Here is a 25,029-nt window from a genome sequence, read left to right as displayed (position 1 = left end):
TTAGGTCGGAGACGCGGCGGGGCGGTCACCGAACCATCGCCCCGCCGAACAACACAATGAATCGAAATCAACAGAGGGACCTCGCCGTGGGGTCCCTTTTCTTTTTTGGCGTCGGCGGAGTTTAGCCCCTTTGGGCTATAGGTCGACTCGCGCCCTTCCCGTAAAGTGGTGGCCATGACGGCATGACCGGTCAGTCCTCGGTCCCTTGATCTGGTGTCCTCGCCAAACACACCAACCCTAAGGAGCATTTAATGCTGACACTTACGCTTGCCCTGTCCGTTTTTATCGCACCGCTTCCTACCCAAGCCCAGCCTGAACTTTTCGCTGACGCGCGCATCGTTCCCGCCGACGATCTATTCGCAACCGGTCCTTTTAAGGCCGCTTACGATGCCGAAAACGATGCTGTCCTCTTGATTTTCGACCGGGTCGCCTGCGACCAAATCGATGATTCCTGTGTGTCCCATTACGAAGCCGAGAGCAACACGGGTGCATTTTGGGAGCTCGATCAAAACTTTCTCCAACTTAACCACCATGACCTCGACACCGATCAACCCATGCAGCTTTCCCTGTATGCGGTTGACCACAACCGGGCGCGGATCCTCCTTGGTCACCAAACTCTGGATGCCGATGGTTTGGTCCTGGTTCAGGAAGAGGCCGCGAAACGCGCCACACCTTCTCCCAAAACCCCGATTATGGGCCGGTATAACCTGTTAACCGGAAGCTCCAACCAAACCAGCGGGCCCTGGGGTTTTTGGGAACACCGCTCCGGTTACCACGCGCCCGGCCGAGGCATTGGCGGCGCCGACGATACTCATGCGGTCGATATCAACCTCAATGTGCGCAACGCCGGCCGCGACATGGACTCCGGCATGCCGTTCTTCGCGGCGGGCGCGGGCACGGTGGTGAAGTACCACGGAACGGTATCTCCCTCTAGCAGAAACGGCTATGCGCTGCTGATCGAACACGGCACCTCCTCTGATCGATGGTGGGCGGGTTACCTGCACGCAAGTCAGCTCAACGTCCGCGTGGGAGACCGCGTCACGGAACAAACACGGCTCGGTTTTATCGGCGCTACCGGCAATACCAACAACACCCACCTCCATTACGTCACCTATCGCGGTGAGAACCGGAAACACAACGGCCGCTCCCTGTTGGTGAGTTTCCGACCCAACCACAGTCGCCAATTGGTCGGTTATTCTTTGTCACGAACCACCTTGAGCCTGGGGCAAACCAAAACCCTCAGGGTTCAGGCCGTGGGACGGCGAGGGCGCAGCAGCTATTCCTACGGCGTCCTTAACGAAGCCAAATATGATCGCAACACCTGGTGGTCTTCATCCAACCGCAATGTGGTCACGGTCGATGGCCGCGGCAAGCTCACGGCACGCGGTCGCGGTACAGCCACCATTACCCTGTATTTCAGCGGCGAAATCCGCACAACCACGGTTACGGTGGAATAAAACACATCGCTGACCGAGGCGTGAAAAACCTCGGTCACAACCGTTCAAACAACGCCTCAAAGGAAAAAGGGTCCTCGGTGTGAGGACCCTTTTTCTTTTTCGGTGTCGGCGGCGGTTAGGCTGCCGGCGTGGGCAACTCGGGTTTGCGAGGCACAAATTTGCGGTATTGGCGCACGACGAATTGGGCAAACAGGCCGGCCGCACGTTTGGTGATTTTCCAAACCCAAGCGGTGGTCAGAATGATCAGCGGCAACCCAACCAAGGTCAACAGGGTGGACGAAGCCAAACCGCCGATGACCGTCCGCGCCAGGGGGAAGTAGTAACCGCCACCCAGGGATGAATTACCGACAGCCATGGGGATCAAACCAATGATGGTGGTCGAGGCGGTCATCAGAATCGGACGAATCCGGTCGAGCGCGCCCTGACGAACCGCTTCTTTCAACACCCACCCCTTTTCCGTGTATTGGTTGATGCGGTCCATCATAATGATGCCGTTGTTGACCACAATGCCGATGAGGATCAGTACCCCAATCCCCGCCATCACCTGAAACTCGGTTTGGGTCAGGAACAGGCACCAGCCCACGCCCACCAAGCTAAAAACAATGGTTGAAAAAATCATCAGCGGTTGGATCAGTGACTCGAACAAGCTGGCCATAACCAGGTAAACCAGTAACAACGCCAGCAGGACGTTAATGGCCAAGTCATTCATTTCCTGCTCGTCTTCGATCAAACGGTTGCTTTTGGACCAAGTTACGCCGGCGGGAAAATCGAAGTTGTCCAGCCGGGCTTCAATCGCATCCCAAGCTTCCTGGGGACTCTTGCCCTCGTAGGTCGCACGCACCACGTGGTGGGCTTTGCGATCAACGCGTCGAATGGAATCGGGGCGATCCACAAACTCAAACTTGGCAATCGAACCCAGGCGCACACCTTGGCCCATGGGAATCTGCTCGACTTGGTGAATGTAGGCGCGGTCTTTAATACTCAGACCAAAGGTCACATCGGTCTCGCGCTCGCCCACCTGAAAACGCGGCAAATACTGGTAGCGAAGGGTGAACCCAAAGGTCTCGGCAACCTGAGCCGGGGTGACCCCCAACTCGTTGGCTTTCTCGCGGTCAATGGTCACACGCAATTCTTTTTGGTTGGCTTTCTCGCCGTTGCGAATGTCTTCTAGACCCTCGATGTCCCGCATCAGCGCGGCAACCCGCTCACCGGTTTCCTTGAGGATTTCGGTTTCGGTACCGAACAACTGCACGCGAATCGCCATACCGCCTTCCTCGTCATCATCCCCAATCAGGAATTTGACCCCGGCGATATCCGGCAGTTCCTCGCGCAACTGCTTGCGAATTTCGCGGAACCGCTCAACCGGCATGTGCTCGTCTTCGAAGTTAATGGTGGTCTGTCCAACATTGGCTTCCATGTAGGAATAAATCGACTCCACTTCCCATTCCTCGCGTTTGGTTTCGAGGAATGCCTCCACCTGGTTAACGACCTTTTCCGACTCAGACAAAAAGAAGTAATCCTGGTACTCGTAGCGAAAGAACAATCGGTTGGTTTTACCAGAGGTCCCTTTGAAGCGGTCGAGCTGGGTGGCGGGAAAACCTACGGAGAGGATGATGACAATCATACCGATCGCGGTCATAATGGGATGACGAAGGCTCCAGTTCAGAATCCCCGCATAGTACTTCATGAAAAAGGGGTTTTTAACCTGCTCCTTACCGCGGTGTTTGCCCAACAGCTTGGAAGCGAACAAGGGAATCGCGGTGGTGGAAACCAGCAGCGACAAACCCAAGGTAATGCAGATGGTTAAGCCGATGGACGAAAGCCAAACACCCAACTCGTTGTCGTCGGCAAATACCAAGGACAAAAACACAATCACGGTGGTCATGGTCGCCGCAATCAGCGCCACGATAACCTCGCGGGTCCCCTCACGGGTTGCTTCGACGGGGTCAAGCCCGTCCATATACTTTTGGTAAATCGATTCCAACACCACAACGGCGTTATCAACCAACATCCCCACGGCCAACATCAAGCCCATCATGGTCAGAATGTTGAGGGTGAACCCAAAGGCGTACAGGAACAAAAAGGAACCGACAATGGAGATGGGAATGGCGGTGGCCACCACCAAGGTTGCATCGAGGCGGCGCAGGAACAAAAACAGAACAAACACGGCGAAAAAGGCACCGTAATAACCGGCCTCGGTCAGACCTTGCAAACCACTGGTGATATCTTCGCCCTGGTCACCCCAGACCAGCAGGGTGATGCCGTCCAAAACGGGATCCTCGGCAATTTCGGTATTGATGATGTGGTTGACCTGGGTTGAGACGTCCACGGTGTTGGCGTTGCTTTCTTTATAAACTTCAATGGCAAGGGCGGCGGCACCGTCGAGGTGGCGCTTGTAACCAATCGGTGGTTCCTCGTAATAGATCTCGGCAATATCCTTGAGCCGCATCCCCTGCGCGTTGACGCGGGTTTCACCGAACTGTTCGAGATCCACGATCTTGCCTTGACCGCGAATGTTGTAGGTTAGGCCGTTGGCGTGGACTTTCCCGGCGGAAAGGTTGAGGTTGTCACGGGAGAGGTTGCGCACCACCTCACCGACATCCACATCGTGTTCCTTGATTTTGTCGAGGCGCAGGTCAATGGATACTTCCTTGGGGAGTACCCCACCCAATTCAACCTTGGCGACACCGGGGATGCGCTCGATTTTCTGCTGAATGTGTTTTTCCAGCAAATCGTAGTTCTCGGACAGGTCAATCCCCGGCGCGGAGATCCGGCCCTGGATCACCGGGATTTCGTCGGTATTAAAACTGTGGATCTCGATAAACCGCAAACCCTCCATCAACTCGGGTTTGATTTCCTCCAGCTTGAGACCGACCTCCAAGCGCACCAGATCCAGTTCCATGCCCCAGTCAAATTCGAGCCGGACCCGCACGTTGTCGGCACTGGTTGAGGAGGAAACCTTGCGCACCCCTTTGATGGTGGACAAGCCCTCTTCAAGCTTTTTGGTGACCTCGCGTTCGAGGATCAGCGGGTTATAGTTGGGGTAACTTGCCATCACCCAGATGCCGGGAAAGTCGACCTTGGGCAAAAAGGCCAGTTTAAGCCGTTGTAGTGAAATGCCGCCGAGGACCAGCAGGCACACGATGGCCATCAGGACGGTGACCGGTTTTTTGACGGATAAGTCCCAGAGCTTCATGCCGCAACCTCCCGCTCAGTCTTTCCCGCGGCGCGCCCCGGTATCTTTAGGCCGGGCGTGACCGCGCCGTAAACCACGGGGATGATGACCAGGGTAAGCACGGTTGAGAAGACCAGACCACCGATGACGGCAATCGCCAGCGGGGCGCGCATTTCGGCGCCGCTACCGAGGCCCAACGCCATGGGAATCAAACCGAGCACGGTGGTGGCGGTGGTCATAAAGATCGGTCGCATGCGGCGGTTGCCCGCGATGATAATCGCCTCGTAAACCCCGCTGCCCTTGCGCCTTATTTGGTTGATGTAGTCGATTAGGACGATGGCGTTGTTGACCACGATCCCGGCCAACATCACCAAACCAATCAGGGCGATCACGCTGATTTCCATATCGGCCAGGTAGAGGGCGACCAAGCCGCCGCCGATGCCGATGGGGATGGTGAAGAGAATCAGGAAGGGGTGACCCAGGGATTCAAATTGAGAGGCCATAACCAGGTACACCAAAAAGACGGCCAGGGCGATCATCTGCATCATCGACTTAAAGGATTCGTCCATTTCCTTGTTTTGACCGCCGATATCGATCACGGTGCCGGGCACCGCGGCTTCAACTTGCGCTTTCAGCGGGGCGAGGTTGGCGGCGACACGTTTCAGGTCGCCGCCGGTCACACCGGCTGAGATGACGGCGGCCCGTTTTTGGGAAATGCGTTTGATTTGGGCGGGGCCGACATCGTGAATCACCTCGGCAACACTGGACAGGTAAATGGGGCGGTTTTCGCGATAGCCGACCGCGAGGGTATCGATGCCGCTGAGGTTCTCGCGGTCCGCTTCACGCAGCCGCACCATAATGTCGAGATCGCGACCACTGCGCACAAAACGGGTCGGGGTGGCGCCCTGAATTTTGTCGCGGATCATGTTGGAGACTTCCGCGATGGACAGACCCAGTTTCGACATGGTGTCGCGGTTGAACACGATGCGAACCTCGGGGTTGCCCTCGGCCACGGTGGTGCGCACATCTTTGATTTGCGGAATCTCGCCCATGGCCTTGAGCATCGCCTGGTTGGCGCGCTCCAGTTCTTTTTGGTTCTCGTTGTAAAGCTCAACTTCAATCGGTGTTTTAAAGGTGAAGTAACTGGGCGTGCCGACCTGGTATTTGAAGGTGGGTCCGCCGTCCAAACGCTCGCGAATACGGTTGAGCACGGCCTCGGGCACCTGCTCGTCGGCTTTCAGGGAAAAGTTGACCTGGGCCAGGTTCTCGCCGGTACGGGTTTCAACGCCTTGGTTGAACTCGCCGACGCTGGAGAACACGACCTTCACCCCTTCTTCTTGCATGATCTGTTGTTCGATCCAACCGGCCACACGGTCGGTGGTATTAATCGGCGTGCCTTCTTCCATCTCGGCCAAAATGTAGTAGTCGCCCTGACTCATTTCGGGTACGAGGTTGAAACGCATAGACTTATAGATGCCGCCGATTTGTACCATCAGCAAAATGACGGCAATAATCACCAGGTAACGGAACCGCAAGGCGGCGGTCAGAAACTTGGAGTAAAGGTTGCCGGAGAACATGCCGATTTCGACCTCGTCCTCGGGGTTGACATCGGTTTTGGCGGGTTTTTTCTTGGAAAACTTATGGAACAGATTGAACAGGGTCGGCATCAGGGTCAGCGACACAACCAAGGAGGCGACGAGCGCGAAGGTTACGGTCATGCCCAAATCGCGGAACAACTGGCCGCCAATCCCTTCGATAAACACAATCGGCAGGAACACCACGACGGTGGTCAGGGTTGAAGCGACAACGGCGCCGCTCACAATTGAGGCGCCTTTTTCGGCGGCCTGGGCGGGGTCGTCACCCATGGAACGCCGTACAAAAATCGACTCAAGCACAACAATCGAGTTATCCACCAGCATCCCGATCCCGAGCGCCAAACCGCCGAGACTCATGATGTTCATGCTGACATCAAACTGCATCATCAGGAAGAAACAGGCCATGACCGAGACAGGAATCGAGAAACCAACGATGATGGTACCGCGCACGTCACGCAGGAAAAACAGCAGGACGAAGATGGCGATGATGCCGCCGATGATCGCGTTGGACATGACCTCGTTAACGGCTTGTTCAATAAAGGTGGCGCCGACGAAGGTGGTGGTCAGGGCCACTTTTTCGCCCAACTTCTCCTGTTCTTTGTCGATTGCCTTGCGCAAGGAGCGGCTGACGGTCACGGTATTGGCGTCGCCTTCTTTATAAAAGGCGAGCGAAACGCCTTCGCTGCCGTCGATCCGGGCGATATGGTCGAGGTCCTTGTGGCCCACGGTGATTTTCGCGATTTCGCGCAGGTAAATGCGGCGGTCGTCCTTGCGGCTGACGATGGTGTTGCCAATGTCGTCAAGGGAACCGAATTCGTTGAGGGTCCGCACCAGGAAGCGAGCCTCGTTTTCGTACAAGGAACCGCCGGCGCGGTTGACGTTCTCTTCCGTCAGGCGGCGTTTCACTTCTTCAATAGAAATCCCAAAACGTTTGAGCTCGGCCTCATCCAGTTCAACCTGGATAATCTCTTCGCGGCCGCCGGCCACTTCAACCGAGGCCAAACCGCCGATGCCTTCCAAGCGTTTTTTGAGATCTTCCTCGCAGAAATACCGCAACTCGGCCAGGGTCATTTCCGGCGAGGTTGCCGAGATTTTGAGGATCGGATCCTGGTTAGGGTCGTAACGCAAAATGCGCGGTTTCTCGATGCCTTCCGGGAAGCGCAGCAGATCGACCTTTTTGGAAACATCCAAGATGGCAAAATCCATCTTGCGGCCCCAGTTAAACTCCAGGGTCACCTGGGACAACTCCGGTTTGGAGGAACTGGAAATCCGTTTAACGTTGGGAATCACGGCAACCGCTTCTTCAATCGGGCGGGTGATCAAGTATTCCACTTCCTCGGGCGCGGCACCCGGGTAACGGGTCTCCAAGGTCAAGGTGGGATAGGAAAGGTCCGGCAACAGGTTAATCGGCAATTTCATCAAGCTGATCAAACCGAAGGCGGCAACGCCGATGGTAATCATGCAAGCGGTCACCGGTCGCTTAATGGACATACCAATGATATTCATGAGGGTGCTCCGAGAATCCTCGCTGAAGCGACAACCAACAAGGGTTCACGACGGCAAAAGGGGGATCCGACGAAGGTGTGGATCAGCAATTTTGCACTCGCGAAACATCCTGGCAGGGCTCCAGACGCAAGTCTTCCGCGCGGATAAGGCCGTGGCAAGCGACGCAACCGGTGCGGATGGTTGTGTTGTGTGCGGGAGAAGTTGGTTCAATGATTCGTGATCGGGCTCGCGGTGTCAAGACACCGGGCGGAAGTCGGGTGCCGGTGGAGGCCGCGAGGGCCTCCAGGCCGGGCTTAAGGGGACTCCGCGGGGGTAAAAAAAGACTAGTTACTCGCGTTGGCGTTCAATGAGGGATCGCGCACCAACAAACCGTCCTTCAACGAATCTTTACCGGTTAAGACGATTTGGTCGCCGACGTTTAGACCGTCGATGATTTCCACCATGCCGTCTTCTTCGATGCCGGTTTTGACCACAATCTTTTTCACACGCGTTTGTGCGGCATTTTCTTCATCCAAGTACGTGAGGAACACGTAGGTCAACTGGCGGCTGTCGTAAACCAGCGCTTTCTTGGGGATTACCGCCTCGGCCGTCTTGGTCGCGGTCACGATGCGCAAGTGGGTGTAGGTGCCGGGACGCGCAAAGCTGGGCGCGTTGGGAACGGAAAGGGTGACCTTTACCGTACCGGTTTCGCGGTCTACAACCGGGGAAACGCGGTCGACACGACCCTGGAACAGGTTTTCAAACGAATCGTCGCGGGAAAAGTTCACGTCTTGGCCGGCGGCCAAGTCGCCCACTTTGCGCTCGGGCAGAAACACCTCGGCTTCCAGTGGCTCCAAGGCGGCGAGGGTAAACAGCTTTTCGCTGGGCTGAACGGTTTGGCCGAGTTCGACAAAACGGTTCACGATGGTGCCGTCAAATGGTGCGATCACCTGGGTGATTTCCAACTTGTGTTTGGCCGAGTTGTATTCGGCTTCCATGCGGTCCAGTTCAAACTTTTTGGCTTCAAACTCTTCCGTGGAAACCAACTTGCGCTCGTAGGTTGCGCGGATCCGTTCAAAATCAGACTTGGCGCGCTTGAGGTTCACCGTCGCTTGGTTCAACTGGAGCCGGGCGTCATCGCCGTCGAGGCCCACCAGAACGTCACCGGCATGGACCTTCTGACCCTCTTCGACGCTTAACTTTTGAATTTGACCGGCGGCCTTGGGAAAAATATCGACCTGACGGTCGGCTTGTAATGCCGCGGTACTGGTTACATAGGTGCGCATGTCCCGTGGTGCTACGTTGTAGAATTCAACCGAGTAGACCACTTCTTTTTTTTCTTTTTTCTCGTCGTTTTTGCCCTCACCCTTGTCTTTGGCATTGACCGGTTGATGCAATGTAATGAATGCCGCGCCACCAACTAGGGATAAAACTGCTAACCCAATAAAAAGCTTTTTCACGCTTTTGCCTCCACAGAGTTCCTTCACCACCTGTGAGTCTCTAACGGGCTCCCCCCCGCAAAGGTTCAGTAAGAAATCAAAAAAACTTGTGAGAAATCGTGATTTGGTCGTTATGGAGGCGAAAATCAGGGAATATTTTGGCCCCTTCAGCCGTTTTTTTGCGCATCGCCCACTTTCTCCGCCTCGGATGCACGAAACTTAGGGCGAAGATTGCCCGAACGCGAAACGCTCTGTTAGACTGGGTGCCGGTGATTCTGGTAAAGCATGGTGTTTTGGTCGCATCAGACCGGCGCGGGATGAAACGCCCCTACAGGCGAGCGGGTTCCGAGAAAACCCTCGCGCGTTGCAATACCTGCTTGCGAGTTTCCCAGGACCGTACCCTCACTTCTTGCACCTCGTTTCGCGGCACGGCAAGGGCGACGATTTCGGCCCCCGACCCCGCGACGAGCGCGCAACAAGCGATAACCGGACTTTTGTTACGAATGGGTAACGTCTGGACCGGCGCCGGCCCAAGCACTTGTGATTGTTGGAACCGGCCCCTTGTCTCGAGCGATCCATTCGGCGTGCGCCCAGCTTCCCGCGTCCCGCGATTCTTTGCGCGGAGCGACGCGGTCGATCCCACCAGCGACCATCGACCGCCCTCGCTTTTCAACGACGTGCCCCAACCTGAGGCCGCGGCACCGCTCCATTCATCTTTTATATGTAGGGGACACTTTGCCCATGAGCAACGATCAACAGCAAGCCCAGCAATCCGGCGCCCTCGCGCGCTTTCTCGACACCATCGAATGGTTAGGCAACAAACTGCCCGATCCCGCCATCCTCTTTTTGATCAGCTTGATCATTACCTGGATTCTCTCGTTCCTGCTTTCCGGGGTCAGCTTCACCGAAATCAACCCCCAAACGCAAGCACCGCTTGAAATCAAAAACCTGTTGTCCAGCACCTCGCTGGTGAGTTTCATGACCGGCATGGTCACCACCTTCACCAGCTTTGCCCCACTCGGCATCGTGTTGGTCGCCATGCTCGGGGTCGGCGTGGCCGAACACTCGGGCTACATCAACGCCGGTCTGAAAAAATTGTTGAGCTTCACCCCCAAGGGTCTGCTCACCCCCGTCCTGATTTTTGTCGCCATTCTCAGCCACACCGCCACCGACGCCGGTTACGTACTGGTCATTCCCCTCGGCGGCGTGATCTACTACACCGCCGGACGCCACCCGCTGGCCGGAATTGTGGCCGCCTTCGCCGGTGTTTCCGGCGGTTTTAGCGCCAACCCGATCCCCTCCGGCATTGATCCGATGCTGCAGAGTTTCACCCAATCGGCGGCCCGCATCGTGGAAGCCGACATCGCCATCAACCCGCTCAACAACTGGTTCTTCACCGGTGCCAGCAGCATCGTGATCATCCTCGTCGGCTGGTTCCTGACCGACAAAATCATCGAACCCCGTCTGGCCTCGCACACGCCGATTGACGACGACGCCGAACCACCCGCCAAAATCGAACCCCTTTCCAGCAAAGAAAACACCGCCTTCTTCGCGGGCACGGCCGCTTTGATTCTGGGCATCGTCGCCCTGATCGCCCTGTCGCTCCCCGAGGACTCGGTCATGCGCGATCCAGAGGGCAGCCTTACCAACTTCGCCGCCCCACTGATGCGCATGATTGTCCCGCTGATCTTTGTCTTTTTCGTCATCCCCGGCGTGGTTTTCGGCTTCATGGCCGGCACGTTCAAGAACTCGACCGATTTCATCATGGCCATGAAAAAGTCGATGGACACCATGACCTACTATATTGTCATGGCCTTTTTCTGTGCCCTCTTCCTGGAAGCCTTCAAACAGTCCAACATCGGCGCCTTGCTCGCACTGAAAGGCGCGGCCGGTCTCAAAGCCCTCAACCTCCCCCCCCCAGTTCACCATCGTGGGTATCATCATCCTCACCGCGCTGGTTAACTTGGCGGTTGGTTCGGCTTCGGCCAAATGGGCCCTGCTCGGTCCGATCTTCGTGCCCATCCTGATGAACGTCGGCATCTCACCGGACTTGGCTCAAGCAGCCTACCGCGTCGGCGATTCCTGCTCCAATATTATTACGCCGCTCATGCCGTACTTCCCACTGGTTGTTGTGTACTGCCAGAAATACGTCAAACACACGGGTATCGGCACCTTGGTATCACTGATGCTGCCCTTCACCGTTTGTTACATGGTGACCTGGAGTATCTTCCTGTTGATTTACTGGGGTCTCGGCATTCCCCTCGGCTTGGATGCCTCTTATACCTATACCCTGCCCAATTAAAAATCGGGCGCACCCTAAGGCGCGCCCAGCAGAGGCAAACAACCCATTTCCAAATCGTTAAACAAGACACAAGGCGCCGATCCGGCGCCTTTTTTCATGGTGCACCCAAAAAAAATCGAAAAAAGTTAGGCGGATTTCTTTCGCTTTCGCGCTTTACCTAATAGCAGGACGAGTCACATCGCTGATTCGAACTGACGAGACAAAGGAACGGAAAGAGCGTAAAGCAGATTCATGCTTTTCCTCACCCATTTAGCGCCGATCTCCGCGATGGAGATCGGCCATTTTTGTTTTGGATGGTTGGGGATGAAGTTTTTTGGTGAACCGTCACCACCAATCCATCCATCGAAGTTACGGCTTCATCCGCGTCGGGATCCAGTAACCAAGGACCGCTCGCTCCACCCGCATCATCAAAATCCTTTTATCCTGATAAATGACGGGTTCCACACCATGCCCAACCGGACCCCCCTCCACCTCAATCAATCGACCAATCCGCCGCTTTACCCATGGCCGTGCGCGGGAGCGCGGGTCCCAACCGAAAGTGGGTCGGTCGTTGCGGCGCGCGCAATTCCCTTGCGCACCAGGCATGGAGCCTGGCCGGTAAGCCGTTGAGATCGCGATCCTCGGCCGGAACGATGAAGGCTTTGAGACGCGTTCCTTCCTCCGGTTTCATCAAGCGAACCGCGCAATTGGCCACCTCGGGATGCTCCAGGAGGATGCGCGCCACCGCCACCGGAAACACATTGTGCCCACCGACCTGGACCGCTCCGTCCCGACGGCCTACGACGTGAAACCGTTCCGATGTTTCCCACTCGAGGAGGTCGGATGCTTCAACTTCGATCCCTGTGCCATCCGGTAGGGTTCGGATCAGCAACGGGTCATCGCCATCGTCCGCGGGCCGCCAATACGGAAAAAGTTGGTAGGCGGTTCCGTGTTGATCGCGGGCACCCAAACCTCCCGATTCGGAAGAACCATAAACTTCCGTCAGCCGCGTTAGACCGCGTTCCCGCAGCAACGCGGCGGTGGCTTCCGGGCAGGGCGCGGTGGACGTCACCCCCTCAACCTGACTGGTCAGGTCCGGCCATAATTGGCCAAGATAACGCCACTGGAACGGGTGCGAAATAATCAGATCACCGTCTTCTAAGGCATCGTACAGGGCGCGGGCTCCCAGCGCACGCGCTTCCAAAAGCGGAACCCCCATCTGTTGCGGCAGGAGCACCGTGAACAGAAATCCATAGATATGGTGGGCGGGAACAGCCGCCACCACGCGTTGGGTGCGGGGGAACAGCGTCGCGAGATGCGCTGTTTCCTGCAACAGGGTTTCCCGCGCGTGCGTGACCGGCTGGGGTCTGCCGGTGCTACCGGAAGTAGAGAAGGTAATCTTGTTGAGGCCTTCGCGCCAGCCTTCATGCACCAGGTCGACCCAACCCTGTAAGGTACGCCGGCGCAGAAGGTAGTCTTCCACGCCGAGTTCCGTGAGGTGAAAGGTGCGGGCAATGTGCCCGGCCAATTCCATCAAAGACAGGGAATCGAGCGGATAACCGTCGCCACCCAAGGTGGTTTCAGGCAACGGAAATCCGCGCGCATCCAGGAAGGTGGAAAAATCCATAACCTCCCCGAGGAACGCATGGATCTGGGCGTGAAGTAGGCGGGCCGTTTGCCGTTGTGTCGGTGGCCACGATGGTTCCTTCAAATTATCCTCAGACACGTTTGACGAAGATCCAAAAAGTATCGCCGGCCATGGCGTTTTTCATGTGGACCTTTACTTTGGTTGGGGTCATTTCGTAATCGAAGCGGTACTCAAACAAGGTGTTTAACGAACCTGAAGCCACGCCTTCCTTGAACTTGCCGTAAAACTCCGGGCTGTTGGTGCAGGGGGCCACATCGGTAAAGAAGTTTTTCCCGACAACCGATTTGGGATCCCGACCGGTAATGTCCCCTTCCGCGGCGTTGTAGCGGACAATTTTTCCAGAACCATCCAATTCAACAGCCCCAAAGGAAAGCGAATCAATTTCGTTGGGGTTCATGTTCGCCAGAGCATTGTTGAGATCACTCTCATCGAATTTAACGCGTTCCATTCCCATGGTTTCTCTCCAAAAAATGTCTTGTCATGATGTGCCCACCACGCGGTACTGCCGGGCTGTTAACTCGGAAGCTGTACCTTGGGTCGGCGGTTGTGTTTGGCTTGGAATGTTGAAATCGTATCACGATTTGTTTGTCGGTAAAGACGGACGGACTTCTTAAATTTTTTGACGTCCGAGAACAAGGGGCGCCATGGTTAAAAAAACGAGAAGCCATCGGCCTTTTTCCGGGCTAACCCAGGCCCAATCAAGGCATCTGGTGATGCCCGCCATGGTTCCCCGCCCCCGTTCCTTTCATGGACAAACCCCTAACCCGCGATTTTTTCAAATTAGGTTTATCGGTTTTCAGTCGGTTTGCTGCCTACTCTGATAACGACCCGCTGAACAGTGAGGCGGGTCGGCGAGACAAAGGAACGGAAGCAGAGCAAAGCGACACGCTTCGGCTCTGTCCCAAGCCCACATTTCTCACAAGGCATTCTGCTACGAAGCCGAAAGAGATGCGGGCTAGCGCTTCCCGCTGTGAACCGTCGCGGATCTGCTGCCAAGCGCCGGCCGGCGATGATTGGACACCATCGCGGGCCGGAGCCCTTTTGAGGGAGCCGCTTCCCTCAAACAAAGGTACGTTGCGGGGCGACAACAGGGAGCGCGTGGGAATATCTCAGGCCGGTCATATCGATGATCGGCCTCTTTTTTTGTCCGCGACCGTGGTTACGCCGGCAGCAGTGCGCCCTTGAAATAAAAGGCGCCGGGGGTGAATGGGGTTTCCCGTTCGGCAAGGGCCGCGCGCATCGCCGACAAGGTTTCCTGTTGCCGCGCCACATAAAGGTGGGCCTCAAACGGCCCATCCAATTGATAGCGAATGACGTATTCTTCGTAAGCGACTTGGCGCAAGGCGCGCGGCAACCATTCCGACGCCATTTGGTCCAGCAACACCGCCGGGTCCACGGCCCGCCCCAAACGGTAACGGGTTCCGGCGCGGAATTCCGAGCCCTGTTGTTGCCACCACTGCCGCCAGGCCGTGGCATCCTCAGCCCAGGCGGTTTTCGGTTTGGGTGAATCGGCGTGGAAAAGCGGCGCACCGGTGAGGAGGTACAACGCGGTGGTAACCAGCGTGCGGTGGGACGCGCCCGAGACGCGATGAGACGCGCCAGAGTCGCGGTAGGACGCGCCCGAGTCGGTGTCCAAATGATCCAGCAGGAAAGGTACCGCGGCGCGATCGCCGGCCAAGCCGGCGGCCAACACATCGTCGGGTCCGACAGTCACGGTTTTCAAAGCAGCGACCAGCCGTGTCGCGTCGGCCGCATCGCCGGCAATGGCACAAAGTTGTCTCGGCCAGGATTCGTGTTCCAGGCGTTCACGGCAATGGTCTAAGGTGGGTTGGTGGCCATTGCGTAACAGGGCCGTGGCAATCAGGGTCGCGGCCTGGGGATCCTGCTCGCGTTTCAGTTTATCGAACAGCAGCGGCAGCGCGGGTGGATGGGGTACCCGACCCAAGGCCCAGCCCAGCCAGGCATGGGCCGGCTCACGGTGTTCTTTTTCCAAAGCATGCTGCATGGCTTCCCCGAGGGGCAGGCGTTTGGTGCCGATGAGCTGGGCGATCACGGCAATCACCAGACCGTTGCGGTGGCGCAACAGCGAACGAACGTAGGCGGTTTCTTCCTTGGGCCAGGACAGCACCAGCGCATCGGCGATGGCGCCGGCCAGCGGGGTTGCCGAAAGCGACACCGCCAAACCCATGACTTCCTCGAAAAAGCCGCGCTCCGCCAGAACCCGCAACACAACAAATAGGGTGCCGGCATCGTCGGCACTCTCCAACCGACGCACCACGCGCAAGACGGGGCCGTCGCTCTGTACCAACTGATGCACCAGAATTTCGATTTGTGCTTCTTCGCGCGCTTGCAAGGCGCGGTCCCCGCGCGGTTCGCTCATTTCGCGCCGCCGCGCCTCATAGCGGTGGGCACATTCGCTGATTTGACGTTTAATCACGGCTTCCGACGAGGAGGCGCCGTCCATCTTGGGTTCCATCTAAGCCACCACGGCGTCACGCGGACCGGGATGCCGCGACCTACCCGAGCAACAGAAAAAGTTCGTGCAAGGGACCGGCCCAAGGAGAAAGGGGCGGGGTATTCGGCAGGCCGGTGAAGCGACACGCGACACATAGTAAGTTGTTCAAAGAGTACCAGATCCGCGCATATTATGGGAGCGCTTCAACACGAGCGCGGGCGATCCGTCTCAATTCGGGTCGCCCTGCTTCTCGAGCTTAGCGTACAGGGCCTGGCGGTACGCCGCGGGCACGCCGCGCCCCATCCGCTGCATGGCTTCATCAAATTGCAACTGTTTGATCGCCAATTGCTTGCGATACGCCTCACGGGAAAGGGCGTCGACCGCACCGGCGACAAGATCCTGCAACCGCACCATTTCCTTGCGCCATTCCAACTCGGGCGGCACGAAGCCGGCGTTTTTAAGCACCTTGTACGTGAGGCGCACATCCTCGGGAACGGCGGCGTCCTCGTCCAGAGGCAGGGGTTTTCCCGCCCCGGGTAAACCCTCAAAGGCCCCGTCCTGCATGGCTTCCTGAATCTTGCGTTCCACGATGCGGTCCATAAACAACATGCGCCACCCCCACCGCGAAAAAGGTTATCACGATTCGGGCGCGGCGGCCGAGGCGAGCCGTTCGATTTGGGGCGCATACAGGCGGCTTGTTCCCTGAGCCGCCGCCGGCCAATGGGCCACCATCGCTTGGGCCAAGGTTTCCGCGGCGACCGGCCGAAAACGGGAAAGCGGTCCGAAAAACCAACCGCGCCGTGGTCCCAAAGCTGCTTGAAACCACTGCTGCCAAGGATGGATCCCGGTTCGCAAACCCAGCAACAACGACGGCTGGAACAGGTGCAGCGCGGGAAACCTTAATGCGACAAGTTCCGCCTCTAACCGGGCCTTGATGCGGCAATAATACAGCGGCGACCAACGGCTGATGCCGACGGAGGTCACCACGGAAAAAAGCGAGACGGCATCTTTGTAGCGTCGCGCCACGGCAATGGGATAGGCATAATCGACGCGGTACAGGGCATCGCGGTCTTTTAAGCGGTCGAGCGGCAGACCCAGACAACAAAAAACGGCTTCCACGGCGGGCAAGTCGCGATAACAATCGGGATCGTCAAAATCAAAAGGAATGGCGTGGACTTTCGGCCCGTCCACCTGACTGCCCTCACGCAGCGGCACATAGATGCGGCGAACCTCGGGCCGCGCCGCCAAGGCACTCAGGCAATAACCACCCACCAAACCACTCGCGCCCAACAACAAGACGTCGCCGGTGGCGGGATCTTGTGGCGTGCGCTCAGCCATTAAGGGGAACCCGAATCCGGTTTGGTTTTGCCAACATAGGCCGCTACCTCTACCCCGTCGTAGTAGTGGGTCAAAATTTGGTCGAACCGCCAACCCTGCGCGGCCATCCCGTACGCGCCGACCTGACTCATGCCGACCCCGTGGCCCCAGCCTCGGCCCATGACGGTTAAATGCACCAAGCGGCCGTTGCGATAACTGGGCACTAAATCGATCAAGTTGTCGCGTACACCCAAGGACCAACGAATGTTCAGGCCTTTCACGCGGCGGTTGCCGCTGTCGGCGACAAATTCCAGCTCGGTCACCCGGCCCGCGGCGGACCGGCTCAAAACCTTTACATCACGAATCCCACGCAAACCGCGCACATAACGGCGCGCGCGTTTTTCAAGCGCCTCAACCGACTTTTTGTCGACCCACACATCGTAGGCCGAAAAACGGTCGACACTGGCCACTTTGTAATTCTCCTGAATGCGCAGGATGTTTTGCGGGAAGGGCCCGTCGATCAGGTATACGCGATCCAACTTTTCGAGTTTCGGCTGCGACTGGAACCGCCACTCTTCCGCGTGTTCGGACAGGTAATACCGCACATTGGCCAGCGCCAAGGTTTTGCTGCGCGTGCCCCGCTGTAAGTAAAGTACCCCGTTTTTGACATCGGTCACGGTGTAGCGATCCCACTCGGGTTCCGGTCCCCAGGCGTGGGCCAGTTGCAGCAGCAGAGCGACGGCCTGATTGTGCAGCAGCGGGGCTTCGCTGTCGAGACGCGCCACCTCGTCGTTATTAACGAACTCGAAGCGAAGTAAAAAGGCGGCCAGGGGCTGCAAGCCGGGATCCAAATCCCGCCCCAACAAAGGGCGCACGGAGTCGGCCGGATGGAATTGGTGTTTCATGACGGAAACCACCGCGGGCAATTGGGCCAAGGTTTCCCAAAAGGCGCGTACAGTCACGTGTTCCGGGCCGCGATAGGTAGGCACATCGCCGTAAATCCATCGCAATTGTTCCAGGTATTTCTGAAACTGTTTCGCGCCGAGCGCGGCGTCGCTGTCAATGGGTTGGAGCCGGTACAACAGCGCCTCCGCGGCGAGATGACCGCCCAAGGCGGCGACGGCTTTGGGCGGGTCCTTTTTGGGCAAGGTCCAACTGGGATAAGCAGCCACATAGCTGGATTTGCTTTTGAGGTAAGGCTCGTTGCGGCCGGGAAACACGTTGCCGACATCGTCGGTCAAACCACCGCAGGTCGAGGTGTAAAGCGCGTCAATCAAGGTGTCACCGTGGTACATCACGACGCCTTCGGTTTCGGCCACGGCCTGATCGCTCAAGGGATGTTCGTTAAGCGTCCCTTCGTATGCCTGGCAGGCGGGGGTATCGCAAATATCGTAACCGCGTCGGTTAAAACGGCCCATGTTCTTCAGGGCGTAGGTACGCGCGGCAACAGCCTGCGCCTTCAGGGCTTCCAGCTCGGGAAATACGTTGGGGCCCAGTTCGGTGGGCACCACCCCGCGCAGGTACACTTCCATCGGTAATTCGTTGATGATGCGAATTTTGCCGCCGCTCACGCGGAAACGCAAAACGCCGCGGTAGGCGGTGCCCGCGTAGCGAATCGGTTGGTTGGGGTCCGCGTGGACCAAACCGACTTCTTTTTCGGCGCGCAAATCAAACTTGTCATAAAACCGGTTGACCCACTGCAGCGGGTAACGGGTTTTGCTGGTGACCACCTCGGCCTTGGCATAACCTTCGCCGACCAAGGCGTCGCGGGCGGCGGCCGCGTCTTGTTTCTTGACGTAGGGACCCCCGCGCAAGGCGTAACCGTCTTTTTGTTTGACCACCTTAAACGCGGATTCGGGATGCAAACCCTCGAGCTTGGTTTGCAGCACTTCCACATCCTGACGCTTGGGCGCGGCGTGAATATGCACCCAATAACGGTAACCCTTGCGCTGAATGCGCGCCGAGGTTACGCGGAACAAACCACCCGGTTTAATGGTTTGCACCACCCGGTCCCCTTCCAAAACCAACAAGGGGCTGTCACTGCGCAGCGTTTGCACCGTGTCGGGATCTTTGATGCCGACGCGGATCCAGGTCACCGACTGACCCCGCCAGGCGTCGTATTGGGATTGAGCGGCAAAAAGGGGTGTCGCGACGGCGACCCAGCAAAACAAAACCGGCAAAAAACGGCGAACTGTCATGAAACCAGCCTAACCAAAAATAATCACCACGCGGGGGCTGCGCCGCCGACCCAAGCTGTTCGACGGTCCTTAAGATGTATACGAAAGGGCGGGACAAAAGGCCCTGAACAAAGCCTATCCCCGGAAGAGTTACGCGGGGACCTCTTCTTGCAACCAAAATTTCAAACGCGTCAGCGCTTGCCAGGTCCCGAGGTCGCGTAACTTAGTCCGCTTGCCCCGGCTTTTTTGGCCGCATCCATTACCTCAACTACCGTACCATGGGCCACCGATTGGTCAATGCGCATCACCACCATTTTCTTTTCGCGGCTTTCCAATTTGGCTTTGAGGGTGGGTTCCAACTGATCGCGGGCCACGGTTTCACCGTCGACGCGAATGCTGCTGTCGGCGCCGACAACAATGGTCAAGCTCTGCTCCTGGGAGGCCTGGCGGCTTTCGCTTTGGGGCAAGTTGAGATCCAGGCCGTGGTCGTCGCGGAACCGCGTGCTCACCATAAAGAAGATGAGCAGCAGGAACACCACGTCGATGAGGGGCGAAAGGTCAACCAGGATCGACTGTTTTTTACGATCACGCCGATACAGCATCGTTGGTCCTCAACAGCAGCAAGAGTTCAATTAAGCGTTTTTCCATGCGCAGCAGGATGGAATCGGCGCGGCGTTCGAAGTAGGAGTGGACGACGATGGTGGGAATGGCGACGGTCATGCCGGCGGCGGTGGTGATCAGGGCTTCGGAAATACCGCCGGAGAGATTGTGCGCCTGGGTCATGCCCGCAATGCTCAGCGTTTGGAAGACTTTAATCATGCCCGCCACGGTGCCGAGCAGACCCAACAGGGGGGCAATGGTGGCGATGGTGCGCAAAATGGTCAAAAAGCGTTCCAGGACATCCGCTTCCTGGCGCGACTGGTCCTCGAGTAACTGGCGCAATTCGCCGGATTCAAGGTTACGGTAATTGATGGCGGTTTCCATCAAACGGTTGAACATGATGTTTTTGGAGCGACAAACTTGCAGGGCGCCGTCATATTCGGCGCGGCCGAGGTAACCACGAATTTTGTCGAGCAATTCGTTATCGACGAAACGCGCATAGCGCAAATTCACAAGACGTTCGACGGTGATTGTGATGACCAGCAACAGACAGACCCCGATGGGGATCATGAGCCAGCCGCCTTTTTCCAAGAATTCCCACATAGAATTTTACCTTTATCAATGGTTTGAGCCGGAACGGTAGACCAAGCCCGTACCTTATCACAGCAAAGTGTGGGCCAAAAGCACGGGATGCAAAAGCCGCGGCTGCCGAATCCGCGAAACGAGAACACGGCAAAAATTCGCCAAAACCAGCGTCTTGGCATCGGACGCCGAATATTGCCCATTTGACCGAAACCTGTCATTTCCCAACAATTTTTGCTAATATACGACCATCTTTCCCACTTAAATTAACTTTCACAAGTCCTGGAGTGTCCTATGCGCATTTTTTGGATAGGTCTGTGTTTGGTGTCCGTTCTGTCATTGACGGTAACCGCGCAGAGCAGCCTTACCGAGCCCGCTTTAACCCTTACCGACGATGCCAAAGTCGGTGTACGCACCACCACCCCGCAAGCGCCCTTGGAAGTGAACGGGGAAACACGTGTCGGCAAACTCGCGAGCAATCAGGGCAAAAGTCCGACCCTGGGCAACGACGAAGGCGCCGATTTTTTAATTACCAACCTCGTAACCGACGATGAAGGCCGGATTGCCTTTCGCAATGCGACCGACGGCACCTGGTGGGGTCTTCAGGGCGAAGCTTTTGCGTATAAAAATTTCATTATCAATCACCCCGTGGCAAAAGAACGCTTCCTGGTCCACGCCAATTTAGAAGGTCCCGAGGCCGCCGTTTTTTACCGTGGCTCGGCCAAGCTGCGCGACGGGCGCGCGGAAATTGAACTGCCCGATTATTTCGAGGCCTTGACCCGACAAGAAGGCCGCACCATCATCCTGACCAATGTCGACGGCTTCGACCGGCTCGCCGTCAAACGCCGCCACGGTCTAAAAATTCGCAACGGTTCCTTTTTGGTCATTTCGGAAAACCCCCAATCCCAACAGGAATTTGATTGGGAAGTCAAAGCGGTTCGCGCCGACGGTCCGCCCCTGAAGGTGGAACCGGCGCGCGACAGCATCGACATCATCAGTTTCGGCCCCTACCGCAGTTACCGCGAGCGGCCCACCGCCGAACAACCGGAGCCGACGCCATGAGCCGCCGCGCGACCGGTCCCCGTCCCCGCCTTTCGTCTTGTTGGATCGCCCTGCTGATGATGCCCGGTTTCGCCTGGAGCCAAACCTTTGCGCCCATGACCAAACCCGTCAAAAAATCCGGGGTGGTTTCCACCACCGTCGAACGGGACGACATTGTCTCCTTGCAACTTCGCTTTGGCGTGATGGACCTCAAACCCGACGACTTCTTGGTGATCACCGCCGAGGATGACAACAACGCCTCCCAACGTATGGATGTCGACGATCTGGTGGTTTGGGATCGCTTGACGGCTTGGTTCAACGGCAACAGCGTCAAAGTTGATTTGCATTGGTTTAACCATGAGGTCGCGCCCCAGATTGCGATTGCCAATGTTTACACCAGTGAAATTTACGCCCAATTTTTGGACCTTGAAAAATCGCGGTACACCGACAAAGACGCCTGTAGCTTGACGGATCGCCGCATTCCCACCCGGGACGACCGCATGGGCCGGCTGATGCCCGTGGGCTGCACCGGGTTCATCATGTCAAACGGGACCTACCTCACCGCGGGCCATTGCAATTACCCCGTCGTCGGCTCGCAAACCGGGAACTGGATGCAAATCATGCAGCTCAACGTCCCCTTCTCCTATCCCAACGGCCAACCGCGCCATCCCCCCCCCGAATACCAGTTCCCCGTCCTACAAGCGAGCATCAACACCCAATCCGGTCCCCCGGTACCCGGGCACGATTGGTTGGTTTACGATTGCGGTCCCAACTCGAACACCGGGCTAACCCCCATCCAAGCCGGTAACTTCTTTCGCGGCCGTCAAATCGGCGAACTTTCCAGCGATGCCCGCATCAACATCACCGGTTTCGGCTCGGATAACCAGCCGCCGGGCAGCAGTGGCGCCTTCAACGCCCGCAGCCAGAGCCTCCAGGTCGCAACTGGTTTCTTCTTAACCCAACTGGCAACATCCGCGCTAAACAACCAAATTCGCTACATCGTCGATACCGAGGGCGGCAACTCCGGTTCACCGGTGATTGTCAACGGCACCGACCACACCATCGCCATCCACACCGACGGCTTGTGCCAAACCCAAGGGTTTAACGTGGGTACCAGTTTCAACCTGGCGGCGCTCGCGACGGCGATTAACCAACAGCCGATTCGCAACCAACCGACGCGGACCATCGCCTATTTGGACGGCGGCACCCTGGCCGGTGCCGATTCGGACGGCACCTATTTCAAACCATTCGCCAATTTAACCGGTTGGTGGATCAACTCCGTTGTTCACGCAACCCTGGTTGTCACCCCCGGTGATTACGGCTACGAAACCCTCAACGGCTCCTTGAGCTTCAGCCCCGGCCTTCAGGTCATTGTCCCCAAGGGACGGGTTAGTTTCTGGCCCCGTCGCTAAAACGTCCTCCCCTAAACTCAGCCGTTTTCAGCAATTTCTCTTTCTGATTTTATGAACGTTCCATCCATGAAAGGGGTATTCCATGCCACATTATTTCCTCCGGTTGCCATGCCTCCTTGGCTGCCTGCTGATCCTCCCCACCGCCGCCCTTCAAGCCCAATCCCCCTCGGCAACCGAGGACGAAGACAACGGCTACATCCTCGAAGAAGTCGTGGTGACCGCCCGAAAAACCGAGCAAAAACTCAGCGAAATCCCCATTTCAGCCACGGTCCTAAGCGGCGACGATCTGGTTGATCGTCAATTCTTGGGCAGCGCCGAAATCGCCCAACAGGTCCCCAACCTGCAATTCAAACAAGCGTTTTCCAACACACTGCCCGCTATTTACATCCGCGGCGTGGGCAACAGCGACTTCAACGTCAACGCCAACGGTTCCGTCAGCATGTACGCCGACGAGGTATTTCTCAACTCTCCCATCTCCCAAGGATTTCAGCTGTTCGACCTGGAACGCGTTGAGGTCTTGCGCGGTCCCCAAGGCACGCTCTACGGCAAAAACACCACCGGCGGCGCGATCAATTTTGTCAGCCGCAAACCGAGCTACCAACGCGGTGGCTACGCGCGCTTGCGCCTCGGTCGTTATGACCACCTGCGTTTTGAGGGCGCCTACGAAACCCCCATCGGCGAGGATCGCGCCGCCCTGCGCGTGGCCGTCGCCGGCAACCAGAGCGACGGCTATGTCGAAAACACCTTTAACGGCGAGGATGAAAACGCACTGGATGATTTTTCCGCCCGTCTCTTCCTCGACATCAACGCCGGTGAAAACTGGGATGTGCTGCTGGGCGTGAATCTATTTCGCAACCGCGCCGATTCGATTCGCTACGAAAGCCGCGGCCTCATCGACGGTGCCGACATCCTGGGTTACGTGGAATCACCCGATCCCTTCTCCGGCGCCTGGAACTTCCCCACCGGCGAGGAAGTCGACACCCTGACCACCTCCCTCAAACTCACCCACCACGGCGACGGTTGGCAGTTCGTGTCGATCACCGCCCTCGGCAATGCCGAGCGCTTTTGGCTGGAAGACGTCGACGCCAGTCCCAACCGCCTGCTGGAAACCACCTGGGATGCCGAGGCCGACCAGGTATCTCAAGAGTTTCGCATTCAATCGGACGGCAACGGCGGCACCACTTGGATCGCGGGGGTGTATTTCTTCGACGAAACACTCGACAACGACATTCGCAACGATTTGCTCGGCATCCTGCGCGAGCAAGGCCTCCCCTTCGACCCCGTCAACGGCCCCTTCAACCTGGCTCAGGTATTTCGCCAAGATTCAACCAGTTACGCCGTTTTCGGCGAAGCGACCGGCACCCTCAACCCACGCTGGTCGTGGACCCTTGGCTTGCGTTTGACCCGCGATGAAAAAGAGTTCCTCTCCAACACCTTCATTTTCGAAGACGACCTGATCATCCCGCTCATCGACAACGAGTTCCGCGCCATTTCCGACGACGAATTCTCCGGCAAGGCCGGGCTGGTGTTCAAACCCAACGCCCGCACCAACGCCTACCTCACCCTCAGTCGCGGGTTCCGCGGCGGCGGATTCAAAGGCGGCGCCGCCTTCCTTCCCGAGGAAGTGGAACCCGTGAACCCGGAAACCCTCAACGCCTTGGAGATCGGCGTCAAAACCACAAACCCCGGGCGCAGCATCGGCTTAAATGCTTCCGCTTTTGTTTACGACTACCAAGATTTGCAGGTCTTTAACACCGTCAACGTCGGCAGCATCCCCACCCAAGTACTCGACAACGCCTCCGACGCGCGCATCTACGGCCTGGAAGCCGAGCTGGCCATGCGACCCACCGTCGGCTGGGACCTGCGTTTCGGACTCGGGTTGCTCGACACCGAATACCGCGATTTTGTGCTGGGCACCGGTGAAGATTTCAGCGGCAACCAATTGATCATGTCACCGGAAACCACCTTCAACAGCCAAATCACTTACTGGTTCCAAACCCAACAACGGGGTCTGTTTTCCGTACGCGCCGACGCCGTCTTCATGGACGCCGTCTTTTTCGATTCAGCCAACAGCAGCGGCCTAACCGCCGACGACTATTGGCTCCTGAATGCCGCCGTCGCCTACACGTCGGCCGGCGGTAAGTTCGGCATCGCCCTGGTTGCCAAAAACCTGACCGATGAGCTATACATCCGCGACATCGTCGACCTGTCCGCCTTTGGATTCCACGAGGTCATTTACGGTGAACCGCTGACCTACGGCGCGGAATTCAGCGCCCGTTTCTAGGTCATGCCCCTAACCCGCATTTCTCACAAGGAATTCTGCTACGAAACCGAAAACCATGCGATTACGAGGGGGCGGCCATCC

At 57.3% G+C, this 25,029-nt stretch carries 15 protein-coding genes and 1 pseudogene; 5 read left to right on the top strand and 11 right to left on the bottom strand.

From position 1 onward, the window contains the following. Positions 1–251 precede the first annotated feature (251 nt). Entirely contained in the window at positions 252–1,457 is a 1,206-nt protein-coding gene (locus J3U88_RS24575) for a peptidoglycan DD-metalloendopeptidase family protein (protein ID WP_207861648.1), read from the top strand. A gap of 115 nt (positions 1,458–1,572) precedes the next feature. Here J3U88_RS24575 and J3U88_RS24570 read toward each other — a convergent pair whose 3' ends face one another. The 3 genes from J3U88_RS24570 to J3U88_RS24560 form a co-directional block, all read right to left on the bottom strand. Further along, positions 1,573–4,653 carry an efflux RND transporter permease subunit gene (locus tag J3U88_RS24570; RefSeq protein WP_207861647.1) on the bottom strand — a complete coding sequence of 1,027 codons (3,081 nt, stop codon included), beginning with the start codon at positions 4,651–4,653 and terminating at the stop codon, positions 1,573–1,575. After that, positions 4,650–7,733 (bottom strand): efflux RND transporter permease subunit, encoded by a 3,084-nt coding sequence (locus J3U88_RS24565; protein WP_207861646.1) that lies wholly within the window; start codon positions 7,731–7,733, stop codon positions 4,650–4,652. The genes J3U88_RS24570 and J3U88_RS24565 overlap by 4 nt, the downstream gene beginning before the upstream one ends. Before the next feature lie 323 nt (positions 7,734–8,056). After that, positions 8,057–9,172, bottom strand: coding sequence for an efflux RND transporter periplasmic adaptor subunit (locus tag J3U88_RS24560; RefSeq protein ID WP_207861645.1), 1,116 nt, complete (start codon positions 9,170–9,172; stop codon positions 8,057–8,059). Positions 9,173–9,892: 720 nt separating this feature from the next. Between J3U88_RS24560 and J3U88_RS24555 the strand changes: the two are divergent. Continuing rightward, a pseudogene (locus J3U88_RS24555) lies at positions 9,893–11,453 on the top strand (AbgT family transporter). Positions 11,454–11,925: 472 nt separating this feature from the next. On the opposite strand, the gene pcl reads toward J3U88_RS24555, so the two are convergent. The 8 genes from pcl to J3U88_RS24510 form a co-directional block, all read right to left on the bottom strand. Further along, complete coding sequence (gene pcl, locus J3U88_RS24545; RefSeq protein ID WP_207861642.1) at positions 11,926–13,059, bottom strand: 4-coumarate--CoA ligase; 1,134 nt, start codon at positions 13,057–13,059, stop codon at positions 11,926–11,928. Positions 13,060–13,150: 91 nt separating this feature from the next. Then, a complete protein-coding gene (gene pyp, locus J3U88_RS24540; RefSeq protein ID WP_423842081.1) occupies positions 13,151–13,528 on the bottom strand; it encodes a photoactive yellow protein in 378 nt (125 codons plus the stop codon). A 711-nt stretch (positions 13,529–14,239) separates the two neighbouring features. Further along, complete coding sequence (locus tag J3U88_RS24535; RefSeq protein WP_207861640.1) at positions 14,240–15,556, bottom strand: hypothetical protein; 1,317 nt, start codon at positions 15,554–15,556, stop codon at positions 14,240–14,242. Between the two features lie 207 nt (positions 15,557–15,763). Beyond that, positions 15,764–16,144, bottom strand: coding sequence for a DnaJ family domain-containing protein (locus tag J3U88_RS24530; RefSeq protein ID WP_207861639.1), 381 nt, complete (start codon positions 16,142–16,144; stop codon positions 15,764–15,766). Between the two features lie 27 nt (positions 16,145–16,171). After that, the gene (locus J3U88_RS24525) at positions 16,172–16,873 is read right to left on the bottom strand and encodes a Rossmann-fold NAD(P)-binding domain-containing protein (RefSeq protein WP_207861638.1); all 702 of its coding nucleotides are present in this window, start codon (positions 16,871–16,873) and stop codon (positions 16,172–16,174) included. Then, positions 16,873–19,050 (bottom strand): SpoIID/LytB domain-containing protein, encoded by a 2,178-nt coding sequence (locus J3U88_RS24520; RefSeq protein ID WP_207861637.1) that lies wholly within the window; start codon positions 19,048–19,050, stop codon positions 16,873–16,875. Before J3U88_RS24520 ends, J3U88_RS24525 begins: the two co-directional genes overlap by 1 nt. 170 nt (positions 19,051–19,220) lie before the next feature. Next, positions 19,221–19,631 carry an ExbD/TolR family protein gene (locus J3U88_RS24515; protein WP_207861636.1) on the bottom strand — a complete coding sequence of 137 codons (411 nt, stop codon included), beginning with the start codon at positions 19,629–19,631 and terminating at the stop codon, positions 19,221–19,223. After that, the gene (locus tag J3U88_RS24510; RefSeq protein WP_207861635.1) at positions 19,615–20,232 is read right to left on the bottom strand and encodes a MotA/TolQ/ExbB proton channel family protein; all 618 of its coding nucleotides are present in this window, start codon (positions 20,230–20,232) and stop codon (positions 19,615–19,617) included. Before J3U88_RS24510 ends, J3U88_RS24515 begins: the two co-directional genes overlap by 17 nt. A gap of 273 nt (positions 20,233–20,505) precedes the next feature. Here J3U88_RS24510 and J3U88_RS24505 point away from each other — a divergent pair, with 273 nt between their 5' ends. From J3U88_RS24505 to J3U88_RS24495, 3 genes are all read left to right on the top strand, one after another. Further along, positions 20,506–21,273, top strand: coding sequence for a hypothetical protein (locus J3U88_RS24505; RefSeq protein WP_207861634.1), 768 nt, complete (start codon positions 20,506–20,508; stop codon positions 21,271–21,273). Further along, positions 21,270–22,664 carry a trypsin-like serine peptidase gene (locus J3U88_RS24500; protein ID WP_207861633.1) on the top strand — a complete coding sequence of 465 codons (1,395 nt, stop codon included), beginning with the start codon at positions 21,270–21,272 and terminating at the stop codon, positions 22,662–22,664. Before J3U88_RS24505 ends, J3U88_RS24500 begins: the two co-directional genes overlap by 4 nt. Positions 22,665–22,746: 82 nt before the next feature. Further along, a complete protein-coding gene (locus J3U88_RS24495; protein ID WP_207861632.1) occupies positions 22,747–24,948 on the top strand; it encodes a TonB-dependent receptor in 2,202 nt (733 codons plus the stop codon). The last annotated feature ends 81 nt before the right edge of the window (positions 24,949–25,029 follow it).

This window comes from Acanthopleuribacter pedis, assembly GCF_017377855.1.
GTDB lineage: Bacteria > Acidobacteriota > Holophagae > Acanthopleuribacterales > Acanthopleuribacteraceae > Acanthopleuribacter > Acanthopleuribacter pedis.
Note: the sequence above shows the minus strand (reverse complement) of the source record. Positions and strands in the feature narration are given on the sequence as shown.